20 protein-coding genes, 1 tRNA gene and 2 pseudogenes are annotated in these 26,505 nt (G+C 64.4%); 11 read left to right on the top strand and 12 right to left on the bottom strand.

What is annotated here, in order from left to right; genetic code table 11:
• Positions 1-98 precede the first annotated feature (98 nt).
• Complete coding sequence (locus tag AB3X89_RS11060) at positions 99-620, bottom strand: hypothetical protein (protein ID WP_368583359.1); 522 nt, start codon at positions 618-620, stop codon at positions 99-101.
• Between the two features lie 535 nt (positions 621-1,155).
• Between AB3X89_RS11060 and AB3X89_RS11055 the strand changes: the two genes are divergently transcribed.
• The 8 genes from AB3X89_RS11055 to AB3X89_RS11020 all read left to right on the top strand — a co-directional run bounded on the left by AB3X89_RS11055 (position 1,156) and on the right by AB3X89_RS11020 (position 11,483).
• Positions 1,156-2,181: a bile acid:sodium symporter family protein gene (locus AB3X89_RS11055; protein WP_368583294.1), complete on the top strand. Its 1,026-nt coding sequence runs from the start codon at positions 1,156-1,158 to the stop codon at positions 2,179-2,181.
• Positions 2,182-2,552: 371 nt separating this feature from the next.
• A complete protein-coding gene (locus AB3X89_RS11050; protein ID WP_368583293.1) occupies positions 2,553-3,539 on the top strand; it encodes a LacI family DNA-binding transcriptional regulator in 987 nt (328 codons plus the stop codon).
• Positions 3,536-4,837 (top strand): AGE family epimerase/isomerase, encoded by a 1,302-nt coding sequence (locus AB3X89_RS11045; RefSeq protein WP_368583292.1) that lies wholly within the window; start codon positions 3,536-3,538, stop codon positions 4,835-4,837. The genes AB3X89_RS11050 and AB3X89_RS11045 overlap by 4 nt, the downstream gene beginning before the upstream one ends.
• On the top strand, positions 4,834-5,742 hold the full coding sequence (locus AB3X89_RS11040) for a carbohydrate kinase (protein ID WP_368583291.1): 909 nt from the start codon (positions 4,834-4,836) through the stop codon (positions 5,740-5,742). Before AB3X89_RS11045 ends, AB3X89_RS11040 begins: the two co-directional genes overlap by 4 nt.
• 153 nt (positions 5,743-5,895) lie before the next feature.
• Complete coding sequence (locus tag AB3X89_RS11035; RefSeq protein WP_176383813.1) at positions 5,896-6,126, top strand: hypothetical protein; 231 nt, start codon at positions 5,896-5,898, stop codon at positions 6,124-6,126.
• 71 nt (positions 6,127-6,197) lie between these two features.
• Positions 6,198-6,443: a hypothetical protein gene (locus tag AB3X89_RS11030; RefSeq protein WP_368583290.1), complete on the top strand. Its 246-nt coding sequence runs from the start codon at positions 6,198-6,200 to the stop codon at positions 6,441-6,443.
• 233 nt (positions 6,444-6,676) lie between these two features.
• Positions 6,677-7,654 (top strand): ion channel, encoded by a 978-nt coding sequence (locus AB3X89_RS11025; protein WP_368583289.1) that lies wholly within the window; start codon positions 6,677-6,679, stop codon positions 7,652-7,654.
• 241 nt (positions 7,655-7,895) lie between these two features.
• Complete coding sequence (locus AB3X89_RS11020) at positions 7,896-11,483, top strand: indolepyruvate ferredoxin oxidoreductase family protein (RefSeq protein WP_368583288.1); 3,588 nt, start codon at positions 7,896-7,898, stop codon at positions 11,481-11,483.
• 24 nt (positions 11,484-11,507) lie between these two features.
• Here AB3X89_RS11020 and AB3X89_RS11015 read toward each other — a convergent pair whose 3' ends face one another.
• Positions 11,508-12,203: a copper homeostasis protein CutC gene (locus tag AB3X89_RS11015; RefSeq protein WP_368583287.1), complete on the bottom strand. Its 696-nt coding sequence runs from the start codon at positions 12,201-12,203 to the stop codon at positions 11,508-11,510.
• Positions 12,204-12,238: 35 nt separating this feature from the next.
• Positions 12,239-13,525 (bottom strand): EAL domain-containing protein, encoded by a 1,287-nt coding sequence (locus tag AB3X89_RS11010; protein ID WP_368583286.1) that lies wholly within the window; start codon positions 13,523-13,525, stop codon positions 12,239-12,241.
• 236 nt (positions 13,526-13,761) lie between these two features.
• Here AB3X89_RS11010 and AB3X89_RS11005 point away from each other — a divergent pair, with 236 nt between their 5' ends.
• Positions 13,762-15,417 carry a Na+/H+ antiporter gene (locus tag AB3X89_RS11005; protein ID WP_368583285.1) on the top strand — a complete coding sequence of 552 codons (1,656 nt, stop codon included), beginning with the start codon at positions 13,762-13,764 and terminating at the stop codon, positions 15,415-15,417.
• Positions 15,418-15,479: 62 nt separating this feature from the next.
• On the opposite strand, the gene AB3X89_RS11000 is transcribed toward AB3X89_RS11005, so the two are convergent.
• The gene (locus AB3X89_RS11000; protein WP_368583284.1) at positions 15,480-16,787 is read right to left on the bottom strand and encodes a solute carrier family 23 protein; all 1,308 of its coding nucleotides are present in this window, start codon (positions 16,785-16,787) and stop codon (positions 15,480-15,482) included.
• 184 nt (positions 16,788-16,971) lie between these two features.
• On the bottom strand, positions 16,972-18,504 hold the full coding sequence (locus AB3X89_RS10995) for a diguanylate cyclase (protein ID WP_368583283.1): 1,533 nt from the start codon (positions 18,502-18,504) through the stop codon (positions 16,972-16,974).
• A 299-nt stretch (positions 18,505-18,803) separates the two neighbouring features.
• Between AB3X89_RS10995 and AB3X89_RS10990 the strand changes: the two are divergent.
• Positions 18,804-19,757, top strand: a pseudogene (locus AB3X89_RS10990) (Rieske 2Fe-2S domain-containing protein); the annotation flags it as partial.
• A gap of 983 nt (positions 19,758-20,740) precedes the next feature.
• Here AB3X89_RS10990 and AB3X89_RS10985 read toward each other — a convergent pair.
• From AB3X89_RS10985 to AB3X89_RS10955, 7 genes and pseudogenes are all read right to left on the bottom strand, one after another.
• Positions 20,741-20,983 (bottom strand): annotated as a pseudogene (locus AB3X89_RS10985) (conjugal transfer protein TraJ); the annotation flags it as partial.
• A 526-nt stretch (positions 20,984-21,509) separates the two neighbouring features.
• The gene (gene trfA / locus AB3X89_RS10980; protein ID WP_368583282.1) at positions 21,510-22,379 is read right to left on the bottom strand and encodes a plasmid replication initiator TrfA; all 870 of its coding nucleotides are present in this window, start codon (positions 22,377-22,379) and stop codon (positions 21,510-21,512) included.
• A gap of 650 nt (positions 22,380-23,029) precedes the next feature.
• Positions 23,030-23,105: transfer RNA gene (locus AB3X89_RS10975), tRNA-Ala, on the bottom strand.
• Positions 23,106-23,167: 62 nt separating this feature from the next.
• Positions 23,168-23,524: a c-type cytochrome gene (locus AB3X89_RS10970; RefSeq protein WP_368583281.1), complete on the bottom strand. Its 357-nt coding sequence runs from the start codon at positions 23,522-23,524 to the stop codon at positions 23,168-23,170.
• A complete protein-coding gene (locus AB3X89_RS10965) occupies positions 23,524-24,315 on the bottom strand; it encodes a BON domain-containing protein (protein WP_368583280.1) in 792 nt (263 codons plus the stop codon). The genes AB3X89_RS10970 and AB3X89_RS10965 overlap by 1 nt, the downstream gene beginning before the upstream one ends.
• A gap of 26 nt (positions 24,316-24,341) precedes the next feature.
• Positions 24,342-24,929 carry a phosphoheptose isomerase gene (locus AB3X89_RS10960; RefSeq protein WP_176122307.1) on the bottom strand — a complete coding sequence of 196 codons (588 nt, stop codon included), beginning with the start codon at positions 24,927-24,929 and terminating at the stop codon, positions 24,342-24,344.
• Positions 24,930-25,071: 142 nt separating this feature from the next.
• Complete coding sequence (locus AB3X89_RS10955) at positions 25,072-25,584, bottom strand: YraN family protein (RefSeq protein ID WP_368583279.1); 513 nt, start codon at positions 25,582-25,584, stop codon at positions 25,072-25,074.
• Between AB3X89_RS10955 and rsmI the strand changes: the two genes are divergently transcribed.
• Entirely contained in the window at positions 25,583-26,467 is an 885-nt protein-coding gene (gene rsmI / locus AB3X89_RS10950) for a 16S rRNA (cytidine(1402)-2'-O)-methyltransferase (RefSeq protein ID WP_368583278.1), read from the top strand. The two genes, AB3X89_RS10955 and rsmI, sit on opposite strands and share 2 nt — an antisense overlap.
• Positions 26,468-26,505: the final 38 nt, after the last annotated feature.

The following is a 26,505-nucleotide window of genomic DNA, read 5'->3' as shown; positions in this document are numbered from 1 at the left end:
ATGCGGTCGCGTTGCGTGCAAGGCCGGCAGGCTCACCCGTTCAGGTAGCGGCGAATGTGGCCCACATGACGCGAAACGATCGGGTAAATCGCGCTCAGCTAATTGCGATAGGGTGAACCGCCTGGTTGCCGCGGATCGTCGGCTGGACGTTGCATCGGACGCGCGGCGCCGCGCTCTTCGTTGTAGCGGGCGACGTCGGCGCGGATCGAACCGTTGCGCATCGGCATGTTGGACGGGGGATGCGGCACCGGACGCGATTCCGCGCTGACCGGCGTGATCGCGCCGGCATAGCTGGACGGATCGCCGACACGGCGCATGCCGGACTTGTAGCTGCCGAAGCCATAACCGAAATTGGCGTCCGTTATGTTCGGATTTCCGCGCTGCGCGCGTGCGTCACGCCAAGCCGTCGCATTGCGCGAGCCGCGCGGAGCGGGCGCACCGCCCGGGCCGGCGTAATGGCCGTCGCCGCGCATCTCCATGCGCGGCGCGTGGCCCCCAGCCTGGTGCGAATAAGCACCGCCGCCATGCGGCACACCTTGCCCCTTCGCATAGGCGAACGAGCACAGCACGGCGATAACCGCGCCCCACACCCAGTGCCTCGTTCTCGACAACCCGTCCACCTTGTGACTCTCACGCCCGAAGACTTGCCTGAAATCCACCGTTCGAGCTGCGATGGACCTGTTGCGGGAGGAGAAATGCGCCGCGAGCCTGCCGCGGCGCAGGGCATCCCTGCGGCCTTTGACTGAGTAATTTATGGTCGTGGGCAGAGGGTGTCGAGCCAAAAAGTGTTAGGTCTCGTCGGTGGATGTAACACGCTGTTACTGCGGCGTTTTTCCGCGCTGGAGCCCTTGTGCGGGGGCGTCTTTGCGGCTTGCCAAGGGGCGTTTTTACCTATCTCACGCAAGCGCCGTTTGTTGCAAATAAACGCCGCCTGCAACGTCAATGGGTAAACGATTTGTGGCGAGCAAGCACGTCGCCAATACTGAAATCGGGTGCGCCGCGCGGGTCAATGCGCAAACTTCATTAATCGATTCGGCAAATGAATTTGCGTTTTCAATCGACTTTCGACAACAATAGTCGTTTCACATTGGCACGCACCGCGCCCTGACAGGCCCGTCCCGTGCTTACACCGCGTCATTGAATTGAGATTGCGACATGGCCCGTCCGAAACTCCTTCCCGATAACTTCACGCTGTGCCTCGTCGGCACCGTGATCCTCGCCAGCCTGCTGCCCGTTCATGGACAGGCCGCGGTGGGATTCAACTGGGTGACGAACATCGCGGTCGGCCTGCTGTTCTTCCTGCACGGCGCGAAGCTGTCACGCGAGGCGATCATCGCGGGCGCGACGCACTGGCGCCTTCACCTGGTGGTGCTGCTGAGCACGTTCGCGCTGTTTCCGCTGCTCGGCCTCGCGCTTAAACCGGTCCTTTCGCCGCTGGTCACACCGTCGCTCTACGCCGGCGTCCTCTTCCTCTGCACGCTGCCATCGACGGTCCAGTCGTCGATCGCGTTCACGTCCATTGCCAAGGGCAACGTGCCGGCCGCGGTATGCAGCGCGTCCGCCTCGAGCCTGCTCGGCATCTTCGTCACCCCAGCACTCGTCAGCCTCATCGTGACGAATCAGGCCGCGAGCGGCGGCGCGTCGCCGTGGCATACGATCGGCAACATCGTGCTGCAACTGCTCGTGCCGTTCGTGGCCGGACAGCTGCTGCGCCCGCTGATCGGCAAGTGGATCGAGAAGAATCGCGGCGTGCTGAAGTTCGTCGACCAGGGCTCGATCCTGCTCGTCGTGTACGGCGCGTTCAGCGAGGCCGTCACCGAAGGCCTGTGGCATACGATTCCGCTCTCTGCGCTCGGCGGCCTCGTCGTGGTGAGCTGCGTGCTGCTCGCGCTCGCGCTGGGCATGACGATCTTCGCGAGCAAGCGGCTCGGTTTCAACCGCGCGGACCAGATCACGATCATCTTCTGCGGCTCGAAGAAGAGCCTCGCCGCCGGCGTGCCGATGGCCAAGGTGATCTTCGCGTCGCACGCGGTCGGCGCCGTGGTGCTGCCGCTGATGCTGTTCCATCAGATCCAGCTGATGGTCTGCGCCGCGCTCGCGCAGCGCTGGGGCGCCCGCGACCTCAGCGGCGAGAGCGAGGCGGCGGCGCGGCGACCCGCCGCCGCCGTCGCGCGCCGTTGAACGCACACGCAATGCAAACAGGACATTCATAAGCGCCCTCCCTGAGCGTCGTTTTGATCGTGTGAAGCAAGCCGCCTTCGGGCGGCTTTTTCTTTTGGCGCTTCATTGGCCGTTGTCGTTATTTCACGCGCAAACGCTCTCGCTGTCGCCTCGGCCGGATGGCATAGGACGATTCTGGATGAACGTCGAAAACGGCGGCCCACCTATTGTTTAGTCTTTTTTACTAAACACTTTAACTTCAGACAACTCCATAAAATACGGGTATTTACCGGTGTTGCTCGGGCGTTTTGCGGGCTGTTTTGGCAGCGTTTTACTATACAATCGCCCGACCTGAACCCGTGCTGCCTCGCCTTGCGCGGCAGCTTCATTCGATGGCCACAACCATCCGCGACGTCGCCCGCGCGGCCAGCGTTTCGATCGGCACCGTGTCGCGCGCGCTCAAAAATCAGCCGGGCCTTTCCGAGGCCACGCGCGAACGCGTCGTCCGAGCGGCGCGCCAACTCGGCTACGATTCGGCGCAGCTGCGTCCGCGCATCCGTCGCCTGACTTTCCTGCTGCATCGTCAGCACAACAACTTCGCCGCGAGCCCGTTTTTCTCGCACGTGCTGCACGGCGTCGAAGACGCGTGCCGCGAGCGCGGCATCGTGCCGTCGGTGCTCACCGCCGGGCCGACCGAGGACGTGATTCACCAGATGCGCCTGCACGCGCCCGACGCCGTCGCGATCGCCGGCTTCGTCGAGCCCGAAACGCTCGCCACGCTGGTCGCGATGCAACGCCCACTGGTGCTGATCGATCTATGGTCGCCGGGCCTGCGCTCGGTCAATCTCGACAACGCCGGCGGCGCCACCCTCGCGATGCGCCATCTGTTCGCGCAGCAGCGCAAGCGCGTCGCGTTCATCGGCGGCTCGCTCGCGCACTTCAGCATCGCCGAGCGCGCGCTCGGCTACCGGCGCGCGTTCTTCGAAGCGGGGCTGCTGTTCGACCCGTCGCTCGAAGTGACCATCGACGCCGGGCTCGATCCCGACACCGGCGCCGCGCGCGCGATGCAGCGCCTGCTCGACGCGCCGGGCCCGCGCCCCGACGCCGTATTCGCATTCAACGATGCCGCCGCGCTCGCCGCGCTGCGCGTGTGCCTCGCGCGCGGTCTGAGCGTGCCCGACGACATCGAGATCATCGGTTTCGACGACAGTCTCGCCGCCGCCCACTCGACCCCGCCGCTATCGACGATCGCTGTCGACAAGGAAGCGCTCGGCCGACGCGGCGTCGAACTGCTGCTCGAAGACTCGCCCGCCGAACTCGAAGTCCGCTTGCCCGTTCAACTCGTTGCCCGTGCCAGTACTTTGGTGAAAACGCCATGACGAAAACCGATCCGCATCACCCTCTCACCGACGTCGTGAAGGCGCCGCCGGTCGCCAGCTTCCGTAAGCGCGAGTTTTTGCTCGCGCACATCGAGGACACGCTGCGCTTCTATGCGCCGAACGTGCTCGACCCGAGCGGCGGCTTCTACCACTTCTTCCGCGACGACGGTTCGGTCTACAACCGGACCACGCGCCATTTGGTGAGCAGTTGCCGCTACGTGTTCAACTACGCGATGGCGTACCGGCAGTTCGGCGACCCGAAGCACCTCGAATACGCGCGGCACGGCCTGCGCTTTCTGCGCGACGCGCACTGGGATTCGCAGCACGAGGGCTACGACTGGGAAATCGAATGGCGCGACGGCAGAAAACGCACGCTCGACGCGACGCGCCACTGCTACGGCCTCGCGTTCGTGCTGCTCGCGTACTCGCATGCGGCGATGGCCGGCATCGAAGAAGCGAAACCGATGATCGGCGCGACCTTCGAACTGATGGAGCACCGCTTCTGGGACCCCGCCGCCGGCCTCTATGCCGACGACGCATCGGCCGACTGGCGCGTCAGCACGTATCGCGGGCAGAACGCGAACATGCATACCACCGAGGCGCTGCTCGCCGCGCACGAGGCGACCGGCCACCTGGTGTATCTCGATCGCGCCGAGCGCGTCGCGTCGAACATCACGCTGCGCCAGGCGAAGTTGTCGCAAGGGCTCGTGTGGGAGCACTTTCACGCGGACTGGTCGGTCGACTGGCATTACAACGAGGAAGACAGCTCGAACATCTTCCGTCCGTGGGGCTTCCAGCCGGGCCATCAAACCGAATGGGCGAAGCTGCTGCTGATTCTCGAACGCTTCCGTCCGCTGCCGTGGCTGCTGCCGCGCGCGATCGAACTGTTCGACGCCGCGATGACGCACGCATGGGACGAAGACCACGGCGGCCTCTACTACGGCTTCGGCCCCGACGGCACCGTGTGCGATCACGACAAGTACTTCTGGGTGCAGGCCGAGACGTTCGCGGCCGCCGCGCTGCTAGGCAAGCGCACCGGCAACGAGCGCTTCTGGGACTGGTACGACGAGATCTGGCGCTATAGCTGGACGCACTTCGTCGACCACAAGTACGGCGCGTGGTATCGCATCCTGACTTGCGACAACCGCAAGTACAGCGACGAAAAGAGCCCGGCCGGCAAGACCGACTATCACACGATGGGCGCGTGCTACGAAGTGCTCGCCCATGCGCTCGGCGAAGACGCGTCTGCAGGATCGACCGCGCCCGCCGCAGCGGTTTCAGCGGAGAAAGCACAATGAGCGCGACCACCGACCTCCCCGTTTTCGTGTCCGCCGGTGACATCCTCACCGACCTCGTGCGCACCGGAGCATCGCATTGGCTGTCGCGTCCGGGCGGCGCCGGCTGGAACGTCGCGCGCTGCGTCGCGCGGCTCGGCCTGCCGACCGCGTGCGCGGGCTCGCTGGGCGTCGATAACTTCTCTGACGAGCTGTGGGACGCGAGCGTCGCCGCCGGGCTCGACATGCGCTTCCTGCAGCGCGTCGAGCACCCGCCGCTGCTCGCGATCGTGCATCAGACGCATCCTCCCGCGTACTTCTTCATGGGCGAGAACAGCGCCGACCTCGCGTTCGATCCAGCCAGGCTACCGGCCGGCTGGATGAACGCAGTGAAATGGGCGCACTTCGGCGGCATCAGCCTCGTGCGTCAGCCGCTCGGCGATACGCTCGCGGCGCTCGCCGCCGAGTTGCGCTCGCACGGCGTGAAGATCAGCTTCGATCCGAACTATCGCAATCTGATGGAGCACGGCTACGAGCCGACCTTGCGCCAGATGGCCGCGCTCGCGGATCTGATCAAGGTATCGGACGAAGACTTGCGCATGTTCTTCAAGACCAGCGACGAAGCCGCCGCGCTCGCGCAATTGCGCGCGATGAATCCGGCCGCCACCGTGCTCGTCACCCGCGGCCCCGACACGGCGATGCTGCTCGACGGCGCCGCGGTGATCGAGGCTAAGCCGCCGCGCGTCGAAGTAGTCGATACGGTCGGCGCGGGCGATGCGTCGATCGGCGGTCTGCTGTTCAGCCTGATGAGCGCGCCGCAACGCGGATGGCCCGAGCATCTCGCATTCGCGCTCGCCGCAGGCGCGGCGGCTTGCGGCCATGCCGGCGCGCACGCGCCGACGCTCGACGAGGTGGTCGCGCTGCTGTAAAACGCGGCGCTGTAATTCTGCTGCCTTGGGGCGCGCGTAGCGTGACGGGTGTCGAGCACGTCGCGCGGCGCGAAGCCGGCCTGGGCGGGAACCGATCCCGCCACGCCGTGCTAGGATGAAAATATCGAAACCTTTGCGAAAAGGAGCGAGGCCATGGAGGACGTCACCTACACCAAAGGGATCTACACGGCCACTGCGTCGATAAGAGAAGTCGCACAGGACGCCTTTCAAGGTGTCGTCACCCTCGCGCGCGACGAGGGCGAACCCAGCGAAGATCAGGAGACCACGCTCTACGAAGTCGACTCGACGTCGTCGACGCCGGGAGAAGCGCTCGAAGAAGCCAAAGCGCTCGCACATCGAATCCTCGGGGAAATCGAACTGTAGGCCGAACCAAGGCGCAGCAGCGTGCTCGCGCATTGGCGCACCGCTGCGGGGTCGGCCGGCTGGAGGCGATCATGGCTGAACAGCTGTTCCAATACGGCGTGTATTCGATTCACGTTCGTCCGCTCGAGCTGAGCGGCGCGCGCTGGGACGCGGAATACGAAATCCGTCATCGCGAGAAGCCCGTCAAGCCGTGGACCACGGTCGGCGGCGACGCGGGCTTTGCCGAGCAGGCCGAAGCGGTGGAAAGCGCGCATCGGCAGGCCGTCGACGATATCGAGCACGGCGCGGGGATTCCGAAGCCGCACGTGTTTCCCTGACGGTTGGTGCCTAGGGTGTGGCGCGCGACTGCGACCGATCCCCCCGCGCGTGATGCGACCTGACGAGGCCTGAGGTCCGACGCACCCGCAAGCATTTGGAAGACGGCGTCGCGCAACCTCGCGCCTTGGCGGTACGTCGCGCGCACGATGGCTTCGCAACGCGCGGAAAATCCCCGCAGCGCGCGCAACATGCCATGCTACGCTGTGCCCCTTTTCATCCCCACGAGCGCGTGATGGCAACCGAACCGTCAGACCGTTTTTCCACGCTCGGCGACCCCGACACCGACACGAGCGCGCCGAGGCGCCGCCCACGCGGCAGCCGCGAAATGCGTCTCGACGATCGCGTGGTGATCGCGCACGGCATGCCGACACCGTTGTGGCAAGACCTGTATCACCGCGCGCTCGGCGTGCGCTGGCCGGTGTTCTTCGTGTCGCTCGCGCTGCTGTTCCTGCTGCTCAACACCGTCTTCGCGATGCTCTACATGCTCGGCGACGCTCCGATCGCGAATCTGTTTCCGAAGGGCTTCGGCGGCGCGTTCTTCTTTAGCGTCGAAACGCTCGCGACGGTCGGCTACGGCGACATGCATCCGCAAACCGTCTACGCGCACTGGATCGCGACGCTCGAAATCTTCATCGGCATGTCCAGCATCGCGTTGGCGACCGGGCTGATCTTCGCGCGCTTTTCGCGGCCGCACGCGAAGATCATGTTCGCGCGCTATGCGGTGATCCGGCCGATCGACGGCCGCATGACGTTGATGGTGCGCTCGGCCAACGCGCGTCAGAACGTGATCGCCGAGGCACGCGCGCGGCTGCGCATCATGCGTCTGGAGACCTCGATCGAAGGCTTTACGCTTCGCAAGCTCTACGACCTCACGCTGGTACGCGACCAGCACCCGGTGTTCAAGCTCGGCTGGACGCTGATGCACATCATCGACGAAGCGAGTCCGCTGTTCGGCGAAAACGCCGAATCGTTGAAGGGCCGCGACGTGTCGCTACTGCTCACCCTCGAAGGCATCGACGAATCGACGTCGCAAACCATGCAGGCGCGCCACATGTGGACCTGCGACCAGATCGTCTGGCAGCACCGGTTCGTCGACATCATGAGCGAGCAAGACGGCGTGAGCCACATCGACTATTCGCACTTCGACGAGATCGTGCCGCTCGATGCGGCGCCGCTCCAACCCGACATCGCGGCGAACACCGCGCAGTAGCAATAGCCACAGTCCCATTCGACGCCCCACGATACCCAGGGGATACCCGAAGCGCGCCGCCGCATGGCAAATCCGGCTCAAAAGCGGGCCGAAACGCGCGAGTCATCGCGCCCATTCGCGCACGCCCGATTAAAGAAGCAATAATTCACTCCCGCGAGCGCTAAAAAATAGAGTCTCTTTCGCTGCGCGGTATCGGTGACCCCACCATCCGCGCGCCGAGCCAGAACATTGGAGACTCCCCATGACCGCTCGCCTGCCCATCGACGGCACGCCCGCTCTCGCCGACTACAAGCTTTCCGACAATCTCACCGCGACGCGCGGCCGGATCTTTCTGACCGGCACCCAGGCGCTCGTGCGCCTCCCTCTGATGCAGCGCGCGCTCGACAAAACCCGCGGCCTGAACACCGCCGGCTTTATCAGCGGCTATCGCGGCTCGCCGCTCGGCATGGTCGATCAGCAACTGTGGAAGGCGAAAAAACTGCTCACCGCGAGCGATGTCCGCTTTCTGCCCGCGATCAACGAAGAACTCGGCGGCACCGCCGTGCTCGGCACGCAGCGCGTCGAAGCCGATCCCGAGCGCACCGTCGACGGCGTATTCGCGATGTGGTACGGCAAGGGCCCGGGCGTCGACCGCGCGGGCGATGCGCTGAAGCACGGCAACGCGTACGGCTCGTCGCCGCACGGCGGCGTGCTGGTGGTCGCGGGCGACGATCACGGCTGTGTGTCGTCGTCGATGCCGCATCAGAGCGACTTCGCGATGATGGCGTGGCATATGCCGGTGGTGAATCCGTCGAACATCGCGGACATGCTCGAATTCGGCCTGTACGGCTGGGCGTTGTCGCGCTTCTCGGGCGCGTGGGTCGGCTACAAGGCGATTTCGGAGACCGTCGAATCGGGCTCGACCGTCGATCTCGACGCGCTGCAAACCGAATGGGCACCGCCGCAGGAATTCGAAGCACCAGCCGGCGGTTTGCACAACCGCTGGCCCGATCTGCCGAGCCTGACGATCGAAGCGCGTCTGCACGCGAAGCTCGACGCGGTGCGCCAGTTTGCGCGCATCAACAGCATCGACAAATGGATCGCGCCGAGCCCGCACGCGAACGTCGGCATCGTCACGTGCGGCAAGGCGCATCTCGATCTGATGGAAGCGCTGCGCCGGCTCGATCTGACGGTCGCCGATCTCGACGCGGCCGGCGTGCGCATCTACAAGGTCGGGCTGTCGTTTCCGCTGGAGATGACACGCATCGACGCGTTCGTGTCGGGCCTGTCCGAAGTACTCGTGATCGAAGAGAAGGGCCCCGTGATCGAGCAGCAGATCAAGGACTATCTGTACAACCGCACGCAGGGCACGCGGCCGGTCGTGATCGGCAAGCACGCCGAAAATGGCACGTTGCTGCTGTCGTCGCTCGGCGAATTGCGGCCGTCGCGCATCCTGCCGGTGTTCGCGAACTGGCTCGCGAAGCACAAGCCGGCGCTCGATCGCCGCGAACGCGTCGTCGATCTGGTCGCGCCGCAAATCCTGTCGAACGCGGCGGACAGCGTGAAGCGCACGCCGTACTTCTGCTCCGGCTGTCCGCACAACACGTCGACGAAAGTGCCGGACGGTTCGCTCGCGCAGGCCGGCATCGGCTGTCATTTCATGGCGTCGTGGATGGAGCGCGATACGACCGGCCTGATTCAGATGGGCGGCGAAGGCGTCGACTGGGCCGCGCATTCGATGTTCACGAAGACCCGCCACGTATTCCAGAATCTCGGCGACGGCACCTATTTTCACTCGGGCATTCTCGCGATCCGCCAGGCGGTCGCGGCGAAAGCGACGATCACCTACAAGATCCTCTATAACGACGCGGTCGCGATGACGGGCGGTCAACCCGTCGACGGCAGCATCTCGGTGCCGCAGATCGCGCGACAGGTCGAAGCCGAGGGCGTGTCGCGCTTCGTCGTGGTCAGCGACGAGCCCGAGAAATACGACGGCCATCACGGACAGTTTCCGCCGGGCACGACGTTTCACCATCGCAGCGAAATGGACGCGGTGCAGCGCGAGTTGCGCGACACCGACGGCGTGACCGTGCTGATCTACGACCAGACCTGCGCGGCCGAAAAGCGCCGGCGTCGCAAGAAAGGCGAATTCCCCGATCCGAACAAGCGGCTCTTCATCAACGAAGAAGTCTGCGAGGGCTGCGGCGATTGCGGCGTGCAGTCGAACTGTTTGTCGGTGGAACCGGTGGAAACCGCGCTCGGTCGCAGGCGCCGCATCGATCAGTCGTCGTGCAACAAGGACTACTCGTGCGTGAACGGCTTTTGCCCGAGCTTCGTCACCGTCGAAGGCGGCACGCTGAAAAAGGCCGCAGGCGTCGCATTCGATCCGCAGGCGCTCGCCGCCCAAGTCAACGCGTTGCCGATTCCCGCGACGCCACTCGATGCCGCGCCGTACGACATCCTCGTCACCGGAGTGGGCGGCACCGGTGTCGTGACGGTCGGCGCATTGATCAGCATGGCCGCGCACCTCGAAGGCAAGAGCGCGTCGGTGCTCGACTTCATGGGCTTCGCGCAGAAGGGCGGCTCGGTGCTGTCGTTCGTGCGCTTTGCCGCGCGCGACGAATGGCTGAACCAGGTGCGCATCGACACGCAGCAGGCCGACGTGCTGCTCGCCTGCGACATGGTGGTCGGCGCGAGCGCCGATGCGCTGCAGACGGTGCGGCATGGCCGCACGCGCATCGTCGTCAACACGCATGCGATTCCGAACGCGAGCTTCGTGCAGAACCCGGACGCGACGCTGCATGCCGACGCGCTGATCGACAAGATGCGTCACGCGGCCGGTGCAGATCGCATGTCGACGTGCGACGCGCAAGCGCTCGCTACGCGTTTTCTCGGGGACACGATCGGCGCGAACATTCTGATGCTCGGTTTCGCGTGGCAGCTCGGTTTGGTGCCGGTATCGTTCGCCGCGATGATGCGCGCGATCGAACTGAACAACGTCGCCGTGCAGATGAACCAGCTCGCGTTTTCGATCGGGCGCATGGCCGCGGCTGATCCTGCCGCGCTCGAATCGCTGTGGCAGTCGCGCCATGCGCCGAAGCCGAGCGTGCGGGTCGATACGCTCGAGGAGCTGATCGCGCATCGTGAAGCACGTCTGCTCGCGTATGGCGGTGCCGCTTACGTGAAGCGCTATCGCACGCTAGTCGATACGGCTCGCCGCGCGGAAACGGCCGTCGATAAGACGAGCGAGCGGGTGACACGTGCAGTCGCGACGACGTTCTATCGGCTGCTCGCGGTGAAGGATGAGTACGAAGTCGCACGTCTGCATACCGATGCCGCGTTCCGCGAAGCGCTCGAAGCGCAGTTCGAGGGCGCTGCCGGCAAGGACTTCACGATCCGCTTCAACCTCGCGCCGCCGGCGCTTACGCGCGCGCAGCCCGGCGGCGTGCCCACGAAGAAGACCTATGGTCAGTGGATGTGGCCCGTGCTCGGCCTGCTCGCGAAATGGCGAGGTCTTCGCGGCACGGCGCTCGATCCGTTCGGCCGCACACTCGAGCGCAAGATGGAGCGCGAACTCGCGAGCGATTACGAAACCACGCTGCAACGCGCGCTGGCAAAACTCGACGCGAGCCATCTCGACGACGTCGCGAAACTCGCTGAACTGCATGCGCGCGTACGCGGTTATGGGCACGTGAAGCTGGCGAATCTGGCGGGGGTCAAGCGTGGTGAACGCGACCTCGCCGCGCGCCTCGGCATCGATGCTGCGACGGGTGTCGCGGTGAAGAAGTCACTCGAGGAAATGAAGGGCGCCGGGCAATTGCGCGGCATTCCGGTGGTCGTCGCGAAGTAAGTACGTTCGTTGCGCTGCTCGGTTTTACGTCGCGTCGAGCAGCGCCCTCACCTGCATCACTTTCGCCGGATCGACGGGCGCGAGTCCGTTGCCGTTCACGCGCACGCCGGAGCCGAAATGGACGGCCTCGACGTGCGTGTTGCTCACGAAGTCCTCGACCGCATCGACCGTCAAGCCGGCACCGGCGAGCACCGTGCACGGCGAGCCTTCAGCCTGCCGCACCAGCTCGCTGACCACGGCTTGCGCCTGCAGCACCGACGGCTTTCCGCCCGACGTCAGCACGTTCGTCACCGCGTCGAAACCGAGCAATACATCGAGCGCTTCGCGCAGATCGCGCGCTTTATCGAACGCGCGATGGAACGTGATCGCGAGTCCATCGGCTGCTTCGCACGCGCGCGCGAGACCTTCTCGGTCGATCGCGCGCTCGGCATCCAGCATGCCGATCACGATGCCGTTCGCGCCCGCCGCCTTCACCACACGGATGTCGCGCAGCATCACCGCGTAATCGTCGGCGTCGTAGACGAACGAGCGGCTATGCGGCCGCACGATCACGTTCACGGGTATGCGGACCGCGGCTACCACCGCCTCGATCAAGCCCACACTCGGCGTCAGACCGCCCTCGCCCATCGCGGTCACGAGTTCGAGACGGTCGGCTCCGGCTTGCGCGGCAGCGCGCGCATCGGCGACGGTCGTGGCAATCACTTCGAGCAGCACGGACATGAATGCAACCTGGTGTCGTTGAAAACGACATCATGTCAGATGCGCGCGCCGCGTTCGTCCTCGACCCAATCGATATCGCCGCACAGCACGCAGGTCTCGCTGCCCACGCGCGTCGCCACCGACAGCGTCACACACGGCAACGCCTCGTTGATCGACAGATACGGCCGCGTCACGTGCACGCGCTCCGGCGCATTGATCGCGACGCTGAAGTACGGCCGACGCAGCCAGTTCGCGCCCTGCGCGTCGGCGAGCGGCAGAAAGCGCGTTTCGTGCGCCGCGCGATCGGCGCGCAGCACGACGTTGCGGCCAGCCTGGCGGCCCTTCGCATCGAGCAGAAAACAGCGCGCCGCGTGATCGAGCGCGAGGAAATTCCAGCACACCTCGTCGAGCGGCTCTCCGGCGGCGAGACGCTCCGCGGCGCGCTCGAACGCGCGCAGATACGGCGCGAGCCGGATCGCGCTGCGCCGCTCGCGCGCCTCGGCCTGCGCGCGATAACGCTCGGTGACTTCGCCGATGCAAATCGCCGTGTGGATCGCATCGGCAATACCGGGACTCGGCCGGCCGAAGAAAAACCCCTGCACGAAGTCCGCATTGCAGGCGAGCGCCATTTGAGCTTCGTGCTCAGTCTCGACGCCCTCGATCAGCACGAGCTTGCCCGCCTCATGCAGCAGCGACACGAGCCCCGGCAGGATCGTCGCCATGTCGGCGCGATGCGCGGCGTGCGACAGCATGATGCGGTCGAGCTTCACGATATCGGGATTCAGTTGCCAGATCCGCTCGATGTTCGAATGGCCGGCACCGAAATCATCGAGCGCGATCAGGAAGCCGCGCTCGCGGAACTCGCGCACCGCGTCGGCGAGTCGATCGAGATCTTCGGCGCGCTGCTCGAGCACTTCGAGCACGACACGCCGCGGCGACAGATCGAGCCGCCGCAGATTGGCCAGCAAAGCGGCCGCGAGATACGGGTCGGTCAGCACGCCCGGATGCACGTTCAGGAACAACCATTCGCGCTCCGCGCCGAGCACCTTGAAGTTCTCCAGATGCAGCGTCTGCGCGAGCCGGTCGATCTGCAGCGCGTCGCCGAGGCGCGCGGCCTCGCCGAATACGTCGAGCGGCGACACCGCGCGATCGAGCGCGTCGTGCGCGCGCAGCAAGCCCTCGTAGCCAACCGCGCGCAGGTGCGACAAACTGAAAATCGGCTGGAACACGCTAGTCAGCGTCAGTTCGCCGTGCTGCACCGAATAGCGTCGAAGGCCCGAGGTCACCTCGACCTCGAAGCCGTGCGGCACGCTTGCCGCCCTGTCCTGTTGCGCAGTCGTCATGCAATCCTCTCACGCGAGAACCGGCCGGTCAGAAAGCGAACGGCAACTAGACCGACACCGTCTCTCAAATGTGCGTCATCGTTACCGGTTAAGCAAGGTCCATGCGCACGCTGGCGCACACTGTGCTGTAATTCGCCCGAAAGATTGCACCGGCGACAGTGTTCGTGCGCCGCCCGGGGGCGTGGCGCGCACCGATGCGGTGCGCGGATGGCCCCTTCATCCACCCGGAATTCACGATGGAAATAGTCTTCACCGTTCTGATCCTGCTACTGGCCGTCGCCGCGTCCGGTGTGCTGACCCGCGCGCTGCCGTTCAAGCTGCCGTTGCCCCTCGTGCAGATCGCGATCGGCGCGATCCTCGCATGGCCTCGCCTCGATCTGCACGTCGCGTTCGATCCGGAGATCTTCATGCTGCTGTTCATTCCGCCCCTGCTGTTCGCGGATGGCTGGCGCATTCCGAAGCGCGAGTTCTTCATGGCGCGCCGCGCGATCCTGATGCTCGCGCTGGGTCTCGTGTTCATGACGGTGCTGGTCGTCGGTCACTTCGTGCACTTGCTGGTGCCGCAGATCTCGCTGCCGGTCGCGTTCGCGCTCGCCGCAGTGCTGTCGCCCACCGACGCGGTCGCGCTGTCGGGTATCGCCGGCAAGGGCAAGATTCCTGGGCAGCTGATGCATATCCTCGAAGGCGAGGCGCTGATGAACGACGCGTCGGGCCTCGTCGCGCTGAAGTTCGCGATCGCCGCTGCGCTGACCGGGGCGTTCTCGCTGCGTGCGGCGTCGGTGAGCTTCGTGGTCATCGCGGTAGGCGGCCTCGCGGTCGGCGCAGCGGTGAGTGCGGTGTTCAGCTTCGTGTCCGCGCGTTTCCTGAATCTCACCGAGGAAGGCGATCCCGCGCCGGGCGTCGTGATGACGCTGCTGATTCCGTTCGCCGCCTATCTGACCGCCGAGCGCTTCGAGCTGTCGGGCATTCTCGCCGCGGTCTCCGCCGGCATGATGATGAATTACGCGAGCATCATGGAAAAGTGGCAGGTCGCCTCACGCGTGCGGGCCACGAGCACGTGGACGATGATCGAGTTCGTGTTCAACGGCATGGTGTTCATCATGCTCGGCCTGCAGTTTCCGCACATCCTCGGCCGCGCGCTGCTCGATGCGCACGAAACCAACGACGCGCAGGTCGTGCTGCTGATCGGCTATATCGTTGCGGTGGCGCTCGCGCTATACGCGATGCGCTTCGCGTGGGTGTGGCTGCTGCGCTGGTTCGCGAGCCGCGGCGCGACGAAACACGGTGTCGCGAACGCGGTGCCGGGGTTGCGCATGGTGTCGGTGACGACGGTAGCCGGCGTGCGCGGCGCAGTGACGCTCGCGGGCGTGCTGTCGCTGCCGGAGGTGCTGCCTAACGGCACGCCGCTGCCGGGACGCGACCTCGCGATCTTCATCGCGTCGGGCGTGATCCTGCTGTCGCTGCTGGTGGCGGTCGTCGCGTTGCCGCTGCTGCTGCGCGGCTGGCGGCGCGGCAAGGACCCGCATGCGGCAGAAGAAGCGCTCGCGCGCACGCTGGCCGCGCAATCGGCGATTCGCGCGATCGATCATCTGCACGACACCGAGTGCGCGGACCTCGAGGAATCGGCTCAGGCCTATGCGACCGATGTGACCGCGCGCGTGATGGACCTGTACCGCCGCCGCCTCGCATCACTCGACGACGACCAGGCGCCACGCGAACTCGCGCGCCGTGCCGATGCGCTCGAATTCCGCATGAAGCTCGCGGCGATGCGCGCCGAGCGCAAGACGCTGCTCGATTTGCGCGACTCCCAGCGCATCAACGACGAGACGATGAACAAGCTGATGCGCGAAGTGGATCTGTCGGAGACGGCGCTGACCGCGCGCAAAAGGTAGGAGTTCGCTGCTGGATCGAGCTCGGCACCGGCGCTTGAACTGCCGGTGCCAATAAAAGACGCTCAGGCCACCGGCCCTTGCGTCGGCTTCCTTCTCAACAGCGCGTACAGAATGATCGCGCCGAACGTCGCTGTGCCGATGCCGCCGAGCCCGAAGCTGCCGAGCTTCAGCGAGAAGTCGCCGGCGCCAAGCACGAGCGTGACGGCCGCGACGATCAGATTGCGGTTATCGGAGAAGTCGACCTTGTTGACGACCCAGATGCGCGCGCCCGTCACCGCGATCAGCCCGAACACGACAATCGACACGCCGCCCAGCACCGGCCCCGGAATCGTCTGGATCACAGCGCCGAACTTCGGCGAGAAGCCGAGCACGAGCGCGATCAACGCGGCGATCACGAACACCAGCGTCGAATAGATCTTCGTGACCGCCATCACGCCGATGTTTTCCGCGTATGTGGTCACGCCGGTGCCGCCCGCGAAGCCCGATACGACCGTCGCGAGCGCGTCGCCGAGAAACGCGCGGCCGATGTAACGGTCGAGGTTCTGTCCCGTCATCGCGCTGACGGCCTTGATGTGGCCGAGGTTTTCGGCGACGAGGATCACCGCGATCGGCGCGAGCAGCGTCATCGCGTGCGGGTCGAACACCGGCGACATGAAGTGCGGCATGCCGAACCACGCGGCGTTCTGGACGATCGAGAAATCGATCGGCTTGCCCATGCCGAGGCCGTTCGTGACGATCGCGTAGATGACGTAGGCGAGCAGCAGGCCGATCAGGATGAGCAGACGCTGCAGCATGCCGCGCGTGAACACCGCGACCGCGCCGACGCACAGCACCGTGACGAGCGCCATCCACGATTCGAAATTGCTGCCGCTCACGCCATGCACGGCGATGGGCGCGAGGTTCAGACCGATCACGCAGACGATCGCGCCGGTCACGACCGGCGGCATCAGCGTTTCGATCCAGGCCGTGCCGACCGCCGACACGATCAGCCCGATCACCCCGTACGCAACACCGCACGCGATGATGCCGCCCAACGCGACCGGAATGTTCGGGTTCGCGCCGTGTCCACCGTAGCCGGTCACCGCGATCACGAGACCGATGAACGCGAAGCTCGAACCGAGGTAGCTCGGCACGCGCCCGCCGACGAGCACGAAGAACAGCAGCGTGCCGATGCCCGACATGAAGATGGCCAGGTTCGGATCGAAGCCCATCAGCAGCGGTGCGAGCACGGTCGAGCCGAACATTGCGACGACGTGCTGGACGCCCATCGCGAACATCTGCGGCCAGCCGAGCCGTTCGTCGATGCCGACGATGCCGCCCTCGGCGGCGGCAGGCTGGCGGCGCCAGCGGGGGAAATAGGATGCGGCCATCGCGGGGATTCTCCTCAGGGTCGGCGTGGTGTATGCCGATCACGCGCTGCGGCGTGGGTCCGGCGAAGTTACGCGCGAGTTTACGGAGAGCGATAAGGGCTGGCAAGCAGGCTATGAAGCGGGCCATGAAGCGGGCCATGAAGCAGGCCATGAAGCGGGTTGACAAGCACGGCTCGGGTGCGCGTCACTCCGCGCCGCGCGCGTCGATATCCGGCGTCACAGCGGCGCTGGCCGGCGAAGAGTCGCCCATCGTCGCGCCGTACGCCATCACCCGATTGCGACCGGCATCCTTCGCGCGATACAGCGCCTGGTCGGCGGCGTCGACCAGCGCGCGGCTGGTCGCGAACGCCGCGCCCTGAGCGGTGGCCGCTCCCGCGCTCACCGTCAGCACGTGATGCGTGCTCGCCACATGGCGGCATTGCAGCGCCTGCACCGCCGCGCGAATCTGCTCGGCGATCCGCTGCGCGCCCGCCGCATCCGTGTCCGGCAGCAGCACCGCGAACTCCTCGCCACCGAACCGCGCGGCCGTGTCGCCCGGACGCCGCACGTTCTGCGCGATGCAGCGCGCGACGCCGATCAGCGCTTCGTCGCCGGCCGAATGCCCGTACAGGTCGTTGAAGCCTTTGAAGTTGTCGACATCGATCAGCAGCAGCGACAGCGGCCTGCCGTTGCGCTGCGCGCGTCGCCATTCGTCGTTCACGTGCTCCTCGAACGTGCGGCGGTTGTTCAGGCCGGTCAGCCCGTCCGTGCGCGCCAGTTCGCGCAGCTCTTCCTCGGCCGCGCGGCGCAGACGCAACTGGCGTGAGAACAGGATCGCGAGCGCGATGATCGTCACGTCGAGTGCGACGATCAGCGTGCCGATGATCCATGCGCGCCGCCGCCATTGAACGTAGATGTCGCGCGTGGACAACGCGACGTCGAGGATCAGCGGAAAGCCGTCGATGTGGCGGAACGCGTACCAGCGCTCGACGCGGTCGATCGCCGCGGTGCCGAAGAAGTCGCCGCTCGGCTGCTTGACGAAGCGCGAGAAGTTGGCCGTGCCGGTCAGGTTGATGCCGATCGTTTTCGGATCGTAGGGACGGCGCATCAGCATCGTGCCGTCGCTGAGCATCAATGCCATCGAGCCGCTCGGCCCGAGCTTCATGCCGTCGAACAGCCGATGGAAATACGTGAGCCGCAGCGTGCCGACCACCACGCCGCCGAAGCTGCCGTCGGGTCTCGAGATGCGCCGGCTCAGCGCGATGCGCAGGTCCTCGTCGGTGCCGCTCTGGCTGAACGGGCGGCTGATGTACAGGCCGACGTCGGGCGAAGCGCGCTGAACCTTGAAGTAATCGCGGTCAGCGTGGCTGTGTTCGCGTGGCGGCCACGCGCGTGAATCGAAACGCACGTTGCCGTTCTCGTCGAGCACAAATACCGAGCCCATGTCCTGTGCGCTGATCGCGCCGTCGAACAGCACCATCTGGCGGATCGCCGGCGGCAGATCGAGCACGCCCGGCTGCTTGAGTCCGTCGATCACCGCGCGCAGCGACAGGTCGTAAATCTCGAGATTGCGCGACACGTCGCGTTGGACCAGCAGGGATATGTTGCCGATGGAGTCCTGCGCGCGCCGCAACGCGTCTTCGCGCATCTGTGCGAGCAGCGACACGGCGATCGCGAGGATCGCGCCGGCCAGCAAGACACTGATCGCAATCACGTTGTTCGGTCCGCGCGTCACCATGCGTTTTTGGTTTTTGACTTGCGCTGAAAGTCGCGCGTGAAGAGGTGGCCGCGTCCCGGCAATACCGTCAATTACGCGACCTACGAAAACGTTAGCGTAACAGACATGACGCATTGGCAAACGTTTGCATAGTCAGATTCTTGCCCGCGGGGGTCTGCGCCCGATCGCCAGATTATCCAGGCGCCATCCAGATTATTCGGATAGCAAATGCATATTGGCTGGATAGTTGGCCTCTTCACTTGGGTATTCAATCGAGCCTGTCACGTTCAAACGATTGGACACAAGGAGGGAGACACATCATGAGCGAGAAGCGCAGCGCCTCCGAATGGCGCGAATTCGTTAGCGGCTGTCTGGACTTTCGCCCGGCGGAAGGCGTGTACCGGATTGCCCGAGAGATGTTCACGGAGCCCGAGTTGTTCTCGCTTGAGATGGAGCACATCTTCGAGAAGGCCTGGATATATGCGTGCCACGAAAGCGAGATCGCCAACAAAAACGATTTTCTGACGATGCGCGCGGGCCGCCAGCCGCTGATCATCTCGCGCGACGGCGCCGGCAACCTGAACGCGATGATCAACGCGTGCCAGCACCGCGGCGCGACGCTCACGCGGATGAGCAAGGGCAACCAGTCGACCTTCACGTGCCCGTTCCACGCATGGTGCTACAAGAACGACGGCCGCCTCGTGAAGGTGAAGGCGCCGGGCGAATACTGCGACGACTTCGACAAGTCGGTGCGCGGCCTGAAAAAAGCGCGCATCGCGAGCTACAAGGGCTTCGTGTTCGTGAGCCTCGACGTCGACGGCACCGACACGCTCGAAGATTATCTCGGCGACGCGCGCATTTTCTTCGACATGATGGTCGCGCAGTCGCCGACCGGCGAGCTCGACGTACTGCCCGGCAAGTCGACCTATGCGTTCGACGGCAACTGGAAGCTGCAGAACGAGAACGGTCTCGATGGTTACCACGTGAGCACTGCGCACTACAACTACGTTGCGACCGTGCAGCATCGCAGCGAGTCGAATGCGAAGAAAGGCGATACCCCCGGCGGCACGCTCGACTACAGCAAGCTCGGCGCCGGCGACAGCGAAACCGACGACGGCCGGTTCGCTTTCGGGAATGGCCACAGCGTACTGTTCTGCGACATGCCGAATCCGCAGGTGCGTCCCGGCTACGAAAGCGTGATGCCGCGCCTCGTCGAAGCCTATGGTAAGGACAAGGCTGAATGGATGATGCACCGGCTGCGCAACCTGAACGTCTAACAGTCAGGTACTGAAGCCGTTTCACGATTCCGCCAATGACAATTTCGATGCGGGTTATCACGGTGTCTTCTATGCGACCGCACTTGAAGGGCTCTCATACGGGCGCGAAGTCGTTTTGTTGTGGCAACCGAATGGCCTGCAGTCGGGCCAGACGTTCTCGCCTCGAGGCTGGCAGCCGATGGGGCGCTCGCGTGAGATCTTTGAGTATCGTTGCAGCAGGTCGGCGAAGATAAGTCTCACCGAGTTCGTGAGCATCAAGGACGCGATCAGAACGTGCGTGCGCTAAAGCGTGTGAAGCAGTGACGTTGACGGAAGTTGTGGACACGGCTATCCCCTGCATCCCGAGGAAGGGGACTATCTGGTCAACGCGGTCATTCATAGCTGACTCCTTTGAGTGGAACCCGGCGCGCGAGGTGGCAAAGCATGGAGAGGTCTTCGTAGCGGTACGCCTCGAATCCGAAGTCGTTATGATCGCCGAGGCGCACGACGTCCGACGACACGTCGATGGCCGGCAAGAGGTAGTAGTCGCGGATCGATTTCGCATCTAGCTCCATCCGGACGGCAACAGTAATGTCGGGCCGCAGCGCATTGTCGAAGCGGATTATCCAGCGATTCGATCCGGCCTCGGTCGGGCGGCAGCGGGACAGGGCCAGCGATACCTTGAACTCTCCGTTTACCCAAAGCAGCCCGGACGCGGGGTCTTTTTCGATGTTAGCTCCCGTGTCGGCCATCGCCCGCTCGGTGAGTAATACGATCTCAGGATGGAGCTCCCGCAGGCGGCGGTTAATCTCGACGTAGTGATAGTCGCGAGCAGGCGTATAAATTTCTCGTCGCTGCTCGCTTACGTTTAGCGGCTGAACTTTCGACCTTGCCTCAGTCACAAGGTTGAGCAAGGCATTCTGCATTGTGACAATCCGGTCTAGGACGCCATGAATGAGCCGCCGCATGTGATCCGGGTCCTGAATGCCCAGCTTTTCGCTGTTCGTCAGCCACAGTTTCAACAGCCCACCAAGTCGGCCCTGATCGCCGTTGATCTTCGCGAGCGTGCCGACAAGCTCCGCGTCGATCACGCCTTGAATCTTGTAGCCAACTCCGACATTGCGCAGATAGCGCGAAACGCTCAGGCCGGCGGCCTGCGCGTTCGCCTCGATCTGCGCCTTTTCTTCCAGCGTGCACGACACCTTTAAACGGATCGTGCGCGCATTGTTTTTGTCGTCCTTCATGGCGTCCAATCGCCTCTTAAACGTCGGCGATAGCCGATTAGTCCCGAAGAGCAAGTCTGCCGTTGAGGGCGTAGCACGAATAACGGAAAGTGACGTGGGTCCGTTCGCCTGCGAATGGGCCCACGTCCTCTTCCTTGGATTGACGATAATGCTCGATGGGATGCGTTGAACTTGGACTGGGCAGGGGCCAACCAGGTGATCGCCGTCGCGGGCGGCTCAACTAACGCCGCGGGCAGCACGCCGTATCGTCGCAGTCGAAGGAGGTTATCGGCAGCTTCGGCCGAGGAGATTCTAACGAGCGCGCACTATAACAAGCGATCGCCGGGTCGACCTACCTTGTCTCCCCGTATCACACCTAGTACATCCGGGAGCAACGTTGTCCACATGCGATCTTGGGTAAAAGATAAGGTAGTAAGAAGGTAGCGGGCGATCACCTTTCCTTGGAGGCTTTGCCCAAAAGCGCTCCGCTCCATCTAGCGGAACGCTACCCCGTCCGTAGGGAACGCTACCCCGATAGGTCGGAATGCTACCCCGAGGCGAACGGAACGCTACCCCGATGGGAGTCCGGACGGAGACGGGTCCACACCGCCTGTTCAAAACCCTTGGTGCTGAGTGTAATATGCCCGCCCGCAATAATCTCCACCCGCTCTAACTCATCCATGGCGGCGGTCAATGAACACCTGAACTTTCGCATTGGGCTGCGATACTGCATCTTCTGCTTCAGCCACTCCAAGCGGAAACGCTGAACGGTCTCGTCCGAAGTTGCGACAAGACGCTGAAGGGTTTTCGCCATGTCTTGTCCCGGTCGAATCCGCAACCGTTGCTCCCAGTCAATGAAGCTAAACTCGCGATTCTCGTAGAGGTAGCGCCATCTCGGATCCACCCGGACGGTGTAGGATTTTCGCACCTCGTCGTAGTCAAACCCGTCCAGCATGTGGAGCGCTTTGGTGGTTCCGACGTGCATTTTCGGCTTACCGTCGTTGGTCACCTCGATTACAAGCATGGCAAAAGACAGTGCTTTCATCGTGCGATGAAGCCACGCGTATTCGTAATTGCCAGTTTGCCGTCCGATGGCACGGAGAAACCGGGCTCGGCAAATTGGAACGGGCTCGCCCAATGGGCGAGTCGTGGCCTCGTACATGATCTGCATCCAAACGTCGGCCTGAGACTCGTCCAGCTGCTCGCCCCAAAACTTGATTACGGCGTCCTTGCGCGTAACCAAGATGCTCTCGCGGTGCATCGCCTTCGCGCCCCTCGCGACTGGCGCAAACAGACTCGAACGGGCGATATGGTTCGGCATCGCTCGCCTTAGCTCATCAAGGCCAGGGAGAAAGAGTTGCTGCGGTTGAGCGATTGCGGATGCCTTCTCTGCGTCCGCAGTGGCACGATTCTTCATCAACCGTGCGACTGCCGCGCCCCCGGCGCCAGGCTGGCTCGCCCGCACTGCGGTGAGCGCCACGAATTAGCGGACCGATCGGCCAGTCAGATTGTCGGCCTCGGCCAGAGCATGGCATTCCCTTCGTTGCCGGGCGACCTGCTCAGCCTTCGTTGGGCGGCCCCGTCGCGGTGACGCCGGCTTCTCGAGAGGCGCGGATGTCAGGAAGCTCGCGGCCACCACATGCGCTACAAGCCAGCTTTCGACGTCTTCTACTCGCCAGAGCAGACGTTTCGTACCGGGTAAGCGGCAAACTGGAGGCAGGGACTGTGGATTCCGAGTCGCGTCGCTCCGAACGCTTGCGACTGACTTGCGAAGGCATTCCGCCAATTGATCGACCGTGAGTAGTGCCTGCATGCGTATGACCCCGTATGCGCCATGTCACATGTATGCACATGGCGGCGTTGGTAAGCTGATGCATGCAAGATTGAGTTCTGCGGTCGATGAAGTCTCGGTAGAGTCCGAACGCTTTTTTTACCAACCCGGACGCCTGAGACGGAGACACAGTTGGCGCCACAAATTTGCCACACACAATGTGCAAAAACCTGCGCCAGAATGCAAAACAACGCACTACATCGCATGACGTAGTGCGTTGTTTTTACTGCAACTTTTGGTGGAGAGGAGGAGGATCGAACTCCCGACCTTCGCATTGCGAACGCGACGCTCTCCCAGCTGAGCTACCCCCCCAACGAAAATAATTCTAGCACAGCCATTTTCCCTTTTGCCAAGCCTCCCGCTCCGGGAAAACCTCATCTGGACGGCGCGCCGGCGAGCACCCAATCAACCACCGTGCGAATATCTGCATCGCTCATCGATTGATGGGCCGGCATCGGAATCATGCCCCATACGCCGGAGCCGCCGTCCTTCACCTTGCGAGCGAGTTTGGCCGGCGCCTGCGCGTCGCCTTTGTACTTCGCGGCGATTTGCTGAAACGACGGACCAACCAACTTGCGATCCACCGCGTGACAGCCCATGCACGCATTCGCCGCGGCGACCTGCTGGCCGCGTAGTGCGGCCTCAGCCGCGCAAGCAACCGACGTCATCATGCCCGCCATCGCACCGACCACCAGCGCGAACACAACACCCCCGCGCGTCACACCCCGCATCAAGGCACGGCCTTCGGATTACCCGGCCGCACCGCCGTCGACGAATTGACTGGCGCGGGCGCCTGCTGATCGAGCGGCCGCGCGCTCACTCCCGAATCGGGAATCGCGCCGACAGTAGGCTCACTAACCTCGGGCTGCGAGGCGGGCACCGGCGCCGTCGCGGTAGCGGCAGCAGCGGCCTCCGCTTCCTGCGGCTGGATGTACTGGAACACCTTGACGACCTGCACGACCCCAGGCACGCGGCTCGTGACATCAGCGCCGATTTTGCCCTCATCCATCGTGACGAGGCCCATCAGATAGACGTTGCCGCGCTCGGCAACGACCTTGAAGTTGTTCGCCGAAATGTTCTTCTCGGCGATCAGCGCGGTCTTCACGCGCGTTTCGAGGTAGGTGTCGTTGGTGCGCGACGAGAATGAACTCGCCGGCATGATCGCCAGTTCATTGACGATCGTATTCACGTTGTTCAGGTTCCGCACGATGCTCTCGGCACGCTGCTTCGACACTTCGCCCGCGACCTCGCCGGTCAGCAGCACGCGGCGGTTGAACACCGTGACGTTCACGTGTGCGGAGTCCGGCAGATTCTGGCTGATCTGCGACAGCGCCTTCACCTGAATCTCGCGATCCTCGGTCTGCGCGCCGAGCGTGCGACGGTCGGTCGCCATCAGCGCGCCGCCACCCGCCGCGGCCCCGACGGCGAGAAAGCAGCCTTGCAGCGTGGCCGACAGTCCCGCCGCGAACCCGACCACGAGCACGGTTCTCACCAGTGTCTTCTTGATGCGGAATACGCTCATCAACTAGCTCTCCTTCGAAATCAGTCTCAGTCTTCGCCGAGCAACATGGCATCGATGCCGTCGCAAAGGCAATGGATGGTCAGCAGGTGCACTTCCTGGATGCGCGCGGTGCGCTCGGACGGCACGCATACGTGGATGTCGGTGTCGCTCAATACTTCCTGCGCGCGTCCGCCGCCCTTGCCGGTCAGTGCGACGACGATCATTTCGCGCTCGTGCGCCGCTTCGATCGCGGCGAGCACGTTCGCGGAATTGCCGGATGTGGTGATCGCGAGCAACACGTCGCCGGGCTGACCGAGGGCCCAGACTTGCTTCGCGTAAATCTGTTCGAACGAATAGTCGTTGGCGATCGCGGTGAGCACTGAGGTGTCGGTGCTGAGCGCAATGGCCGGCAGGCCTGGCCGCTCGCGCTCGAAGCGGCCGATCAGTTCGGCCGCGAAATGCTGCGCGTCAGCGGCCGAACCACCATTGCCGCACGCGAGGATGCGATTGCCGTTGGCGAGCGCGGCGAACATCGTATCGATCGCGGCGGCGATCGGCATCGACAGGGTTTCGAGGGCTTCGAGTTTGACTGCCGCGCTGTCGCGGAAGTGTTGTTGGATGCGTTCGACTGACATCGAGTCTCTATCTTCTACCGCGAATGGACCGCACTCTGCGGCCGTGTTGTGAAGTCATACTGCCAGGCTGTGGCCGCCGATGAGCTCGCGCGGCACGCGAGCGCAAGTTTATCGCACTCACGCGCGTTGTCCGCGTGAGCCGTCAGAGTTCGTCGGCGCGAAACGCATCGCGCAACCACACGAGCCTGCCGCTCTCGAACACGACGACGTCGAAACGGCACGCGGGTTCATCGCGCGGGGCGCGGTTCGTCGCGGCGCGAGTCGCGAGATAGTGGCGCGCCGCTCGCACGATGCGCTGCCGCTTCTGCCAACCGATGCTCGCAGCCGCACCGCCGTAATGCCGCTGCGCGCGCGCGCGAACTTCGACGAACACCAGCGCGCCGTCGCGATCGCTCATGACGAGATCGATCTCGCCGCCTCGACACGTCACGTTGCGTGCGACGAAGCGCAGACGCTGACGCTGCAAAAATTCTTGTGCGCGTGCTTCGAAAGCGGCGCCGACGGATTTGGACTGGTGCGCGCAGGAAAAGTTGTGGGCGGCTTTTGGGCTGGCGTTGATGGGCGTCTTTTGCGCAGTCCTCGCCGCGCCCTGCTCGCGCAAGCCCACATGGCACAATGTCGGCCTCGTTCCGTCTGTTTGTGTCTTCCGTGTCATGACTCCTCTCTCCGAACTCGCGCAAGGGCAGCAGTACCCCGCCGCCGCGCTGTATGTGGTGGCCACGCCGATCGGCAACATCGCCGACATCACGCTGCGCGCGCTGCACGTACTCGGACTCGCGGATCGCATCGCCGCCGAGGACACCCGCAACACCGGTCAGCTGCTCGCGCGCTACGGCATCTCGAAGCCGCTCGTCGCCGTGCATCAGCACAACGAGCGCGCCGCCGCGCAGCGCGTCATCGAGTATCTGCAGGCCGGCGAGCGCGTGGCCTACGTGTCGGACGCGGGGACGCCGGGCATCTCTGACCCGGGCGCCAAGCTCGTCGATGCGGTGCGCGAGGCCGGCTTCACGGTGGTCCCGCTGCCCGGCGCGAGCGCGCTCGCCACCGCGCTCAGCGCGACCGGCGACTGGGTCGCGACGTTCTCGTTCCTCGGCTTCCTCCCGCCGAAGCCGAAGGCGCGCGCCGCCGCCTTGCAGGCGCTCGCGCAACATCCTCACGCGATGGTGTTCTACGAAGCACCGCACCGAATCGTCGAGACGGTGCAGGCGCTCGCCGATGCGTTCGGCGGCACGCGCCGTCTGCTGATCGCGCGGGAACTGACGAAATTACACGAAGCGCTGCACCAGGGCACCCTGGCCGAAGGGCCAGCGTGGCTCGCCGCCGATGCGAACCGGCAACGGGGCGAATTCGTGCTGGTGGTCGAAGGCGCGTCGCCCGAAGCGTCCGGCGAGCACGATCACGACGCGCTGCTCGGCATCCTGCTGGAAGAATTGACGGTCAGCAGCGCCGCGAAGGTCGCGGCGGCGCTCACGGGCGCATCGCGCAATGCGCTGTACACGCGCGCGCTCGCACTGAAGGAAGACAAGCCCGACACCTGAAGGCCAGGCGGGCAAAGCGGAAGAAAAAGAAAAGGGCC

Source organism: Paraburkholderia sp. BR14320 (assembly GCF_040948665.1).
Lineage (GTDB): Bacteria > Pseudomonadota > Gammaproteobacteria > Burkholderiales > Burkholderiaceae > Paraburkholderia > Paraburkholderia youngii.
This window is presented reverse-complemented; position numbering and strand designations above follow the sequence as displayed.

Coding starts and splice junctions, on each gene's coding strand:
- AB3X89_RS10995 (WP_368583283.1), bottom strand. CDS start 18,504: ATGGTGACGCGCGGACCGAACAACGTGATTGCGATCAGTGTCTTGCTG.
- AB3X89_RS11010 (WP_368583286.1), bottom strand. CDS start 13,525: ATGACGACTGCGCAACAGGACAGGGCGGCAAGCGTGCCGCACGGCTTC.
- AB3X89_RS10960 (WP_176122307.1), bottom strand. CDS start 24,929: ATGTCAGTCGAACGCATCCAACAACACTTCCGCGACAGCGCGGCAGTC.
- AB3X89_RS10965 (WP_368583280.1), bottom strand. CDS start 24,315: ATGAGCGTATTCCGCATCAAGAAGACACTGGTGAGAACCGTGCTCGTG.
- trfA (WP_368583282.1), bottom strand. CDS start 22,379: ATGAAGAATCGTGCCACTGCGGACGCAGAGAAGGCATCCGCAATCGCT.
- AB3X89_RS11020 (WP_368583288.1), top strand. CDS start 7,896: ATGACCGCTCGCCTGCCCATCGACGGCACGCCCGCTCTCGCCGACTAC.
- rsmI (WP_368583278.1), top strand. CDS start 25,583: ATGACTCCTCTCTCCGAACTCGCGCAAGGGCAGCAGTACCCCGCCGCC.
- AB3X89_RS11050 (WP_368583293.1), top strand. CDS start 2,553: ATGGCCACAACCATCCGCGACGTCGCCCGCGCGGCCAGCGTTTCGATC.
- AB3X89_RS11030 (WP_368583290.1), top strand. CDS start 6,198: ATGGCTGAACAGCTGTTCCAATACGGCGTGTATTCGATTCACGTTCGT.
- AB3X89_RS11035 (WP_176383813.1), top strand. CDS start 5,896: ATGGAGGACGTCACCTACACCAAAGGGATCTACACGGCCACTGCGTCG.
- AB3X89_RS10955 (WP_368583279.1), bottom strand. CDS start 25,584: ATGACACGGAAGACACAAACAGACGGAACGAGGCCGACATTGTGCCAT.
- AB3X89_RS11005 (WP_368583285.1), top strand. CDS start 13,762: ATGGAAATAGTCTTCACCGTTCTGATCCTGCTACTGGCCGTCGCCGCG.
- AB3X89_RS11025 (WP_368583289.1), top strand. CDS start 6,677: ATGGCAACCGAACCGTCAGACCGTTTTTCCACGCTCGGCGACCCCGAC.
- AB3X89_RS10970 (WP_368583281.1), bottom strand. CDS start 23,524: ATGCGGGGTGTGACGCGCGGGGGTGTTGTGTTCGCGCTGGTGGTCGGT.
- AB3X89_RS11015 (WP_368583287.1), bottom strand. CDS start 12,203: ATGTCCGTGCTGCTCGAAGTGATTGCCACGACCGTCGCCGATGCGCGC.
- AB3X89_RS11040 (WP_368583291.1), top strand. CDS start 4,834: ATGAGCGCGACCACCGACCTCCCCGTTTTCGTGTCCGCCGGTGACATC.
- AB3X89_RS11045 (WP_368583292.1), top strand. CDS start 3,536: ATGACGAAAACCGATCCGCATCACCCTCTCACCGACGTCGTGAAGGCG.
- AB3X89_RS11000 (WP_368583284.1), bottom strand. CDS start 16,787: ATGGCCGCATCCTATTTCCCCCGCTGGCGCCGCCAGCCTGCCGCCGCC.
- AB3X89_RS11055 (WP_368583294.1), top strand. CDS start 1,156: ATGGCCCGTCCGAAACTCCTTCCCGATAACTTCACGCTGTGCCTCGTC.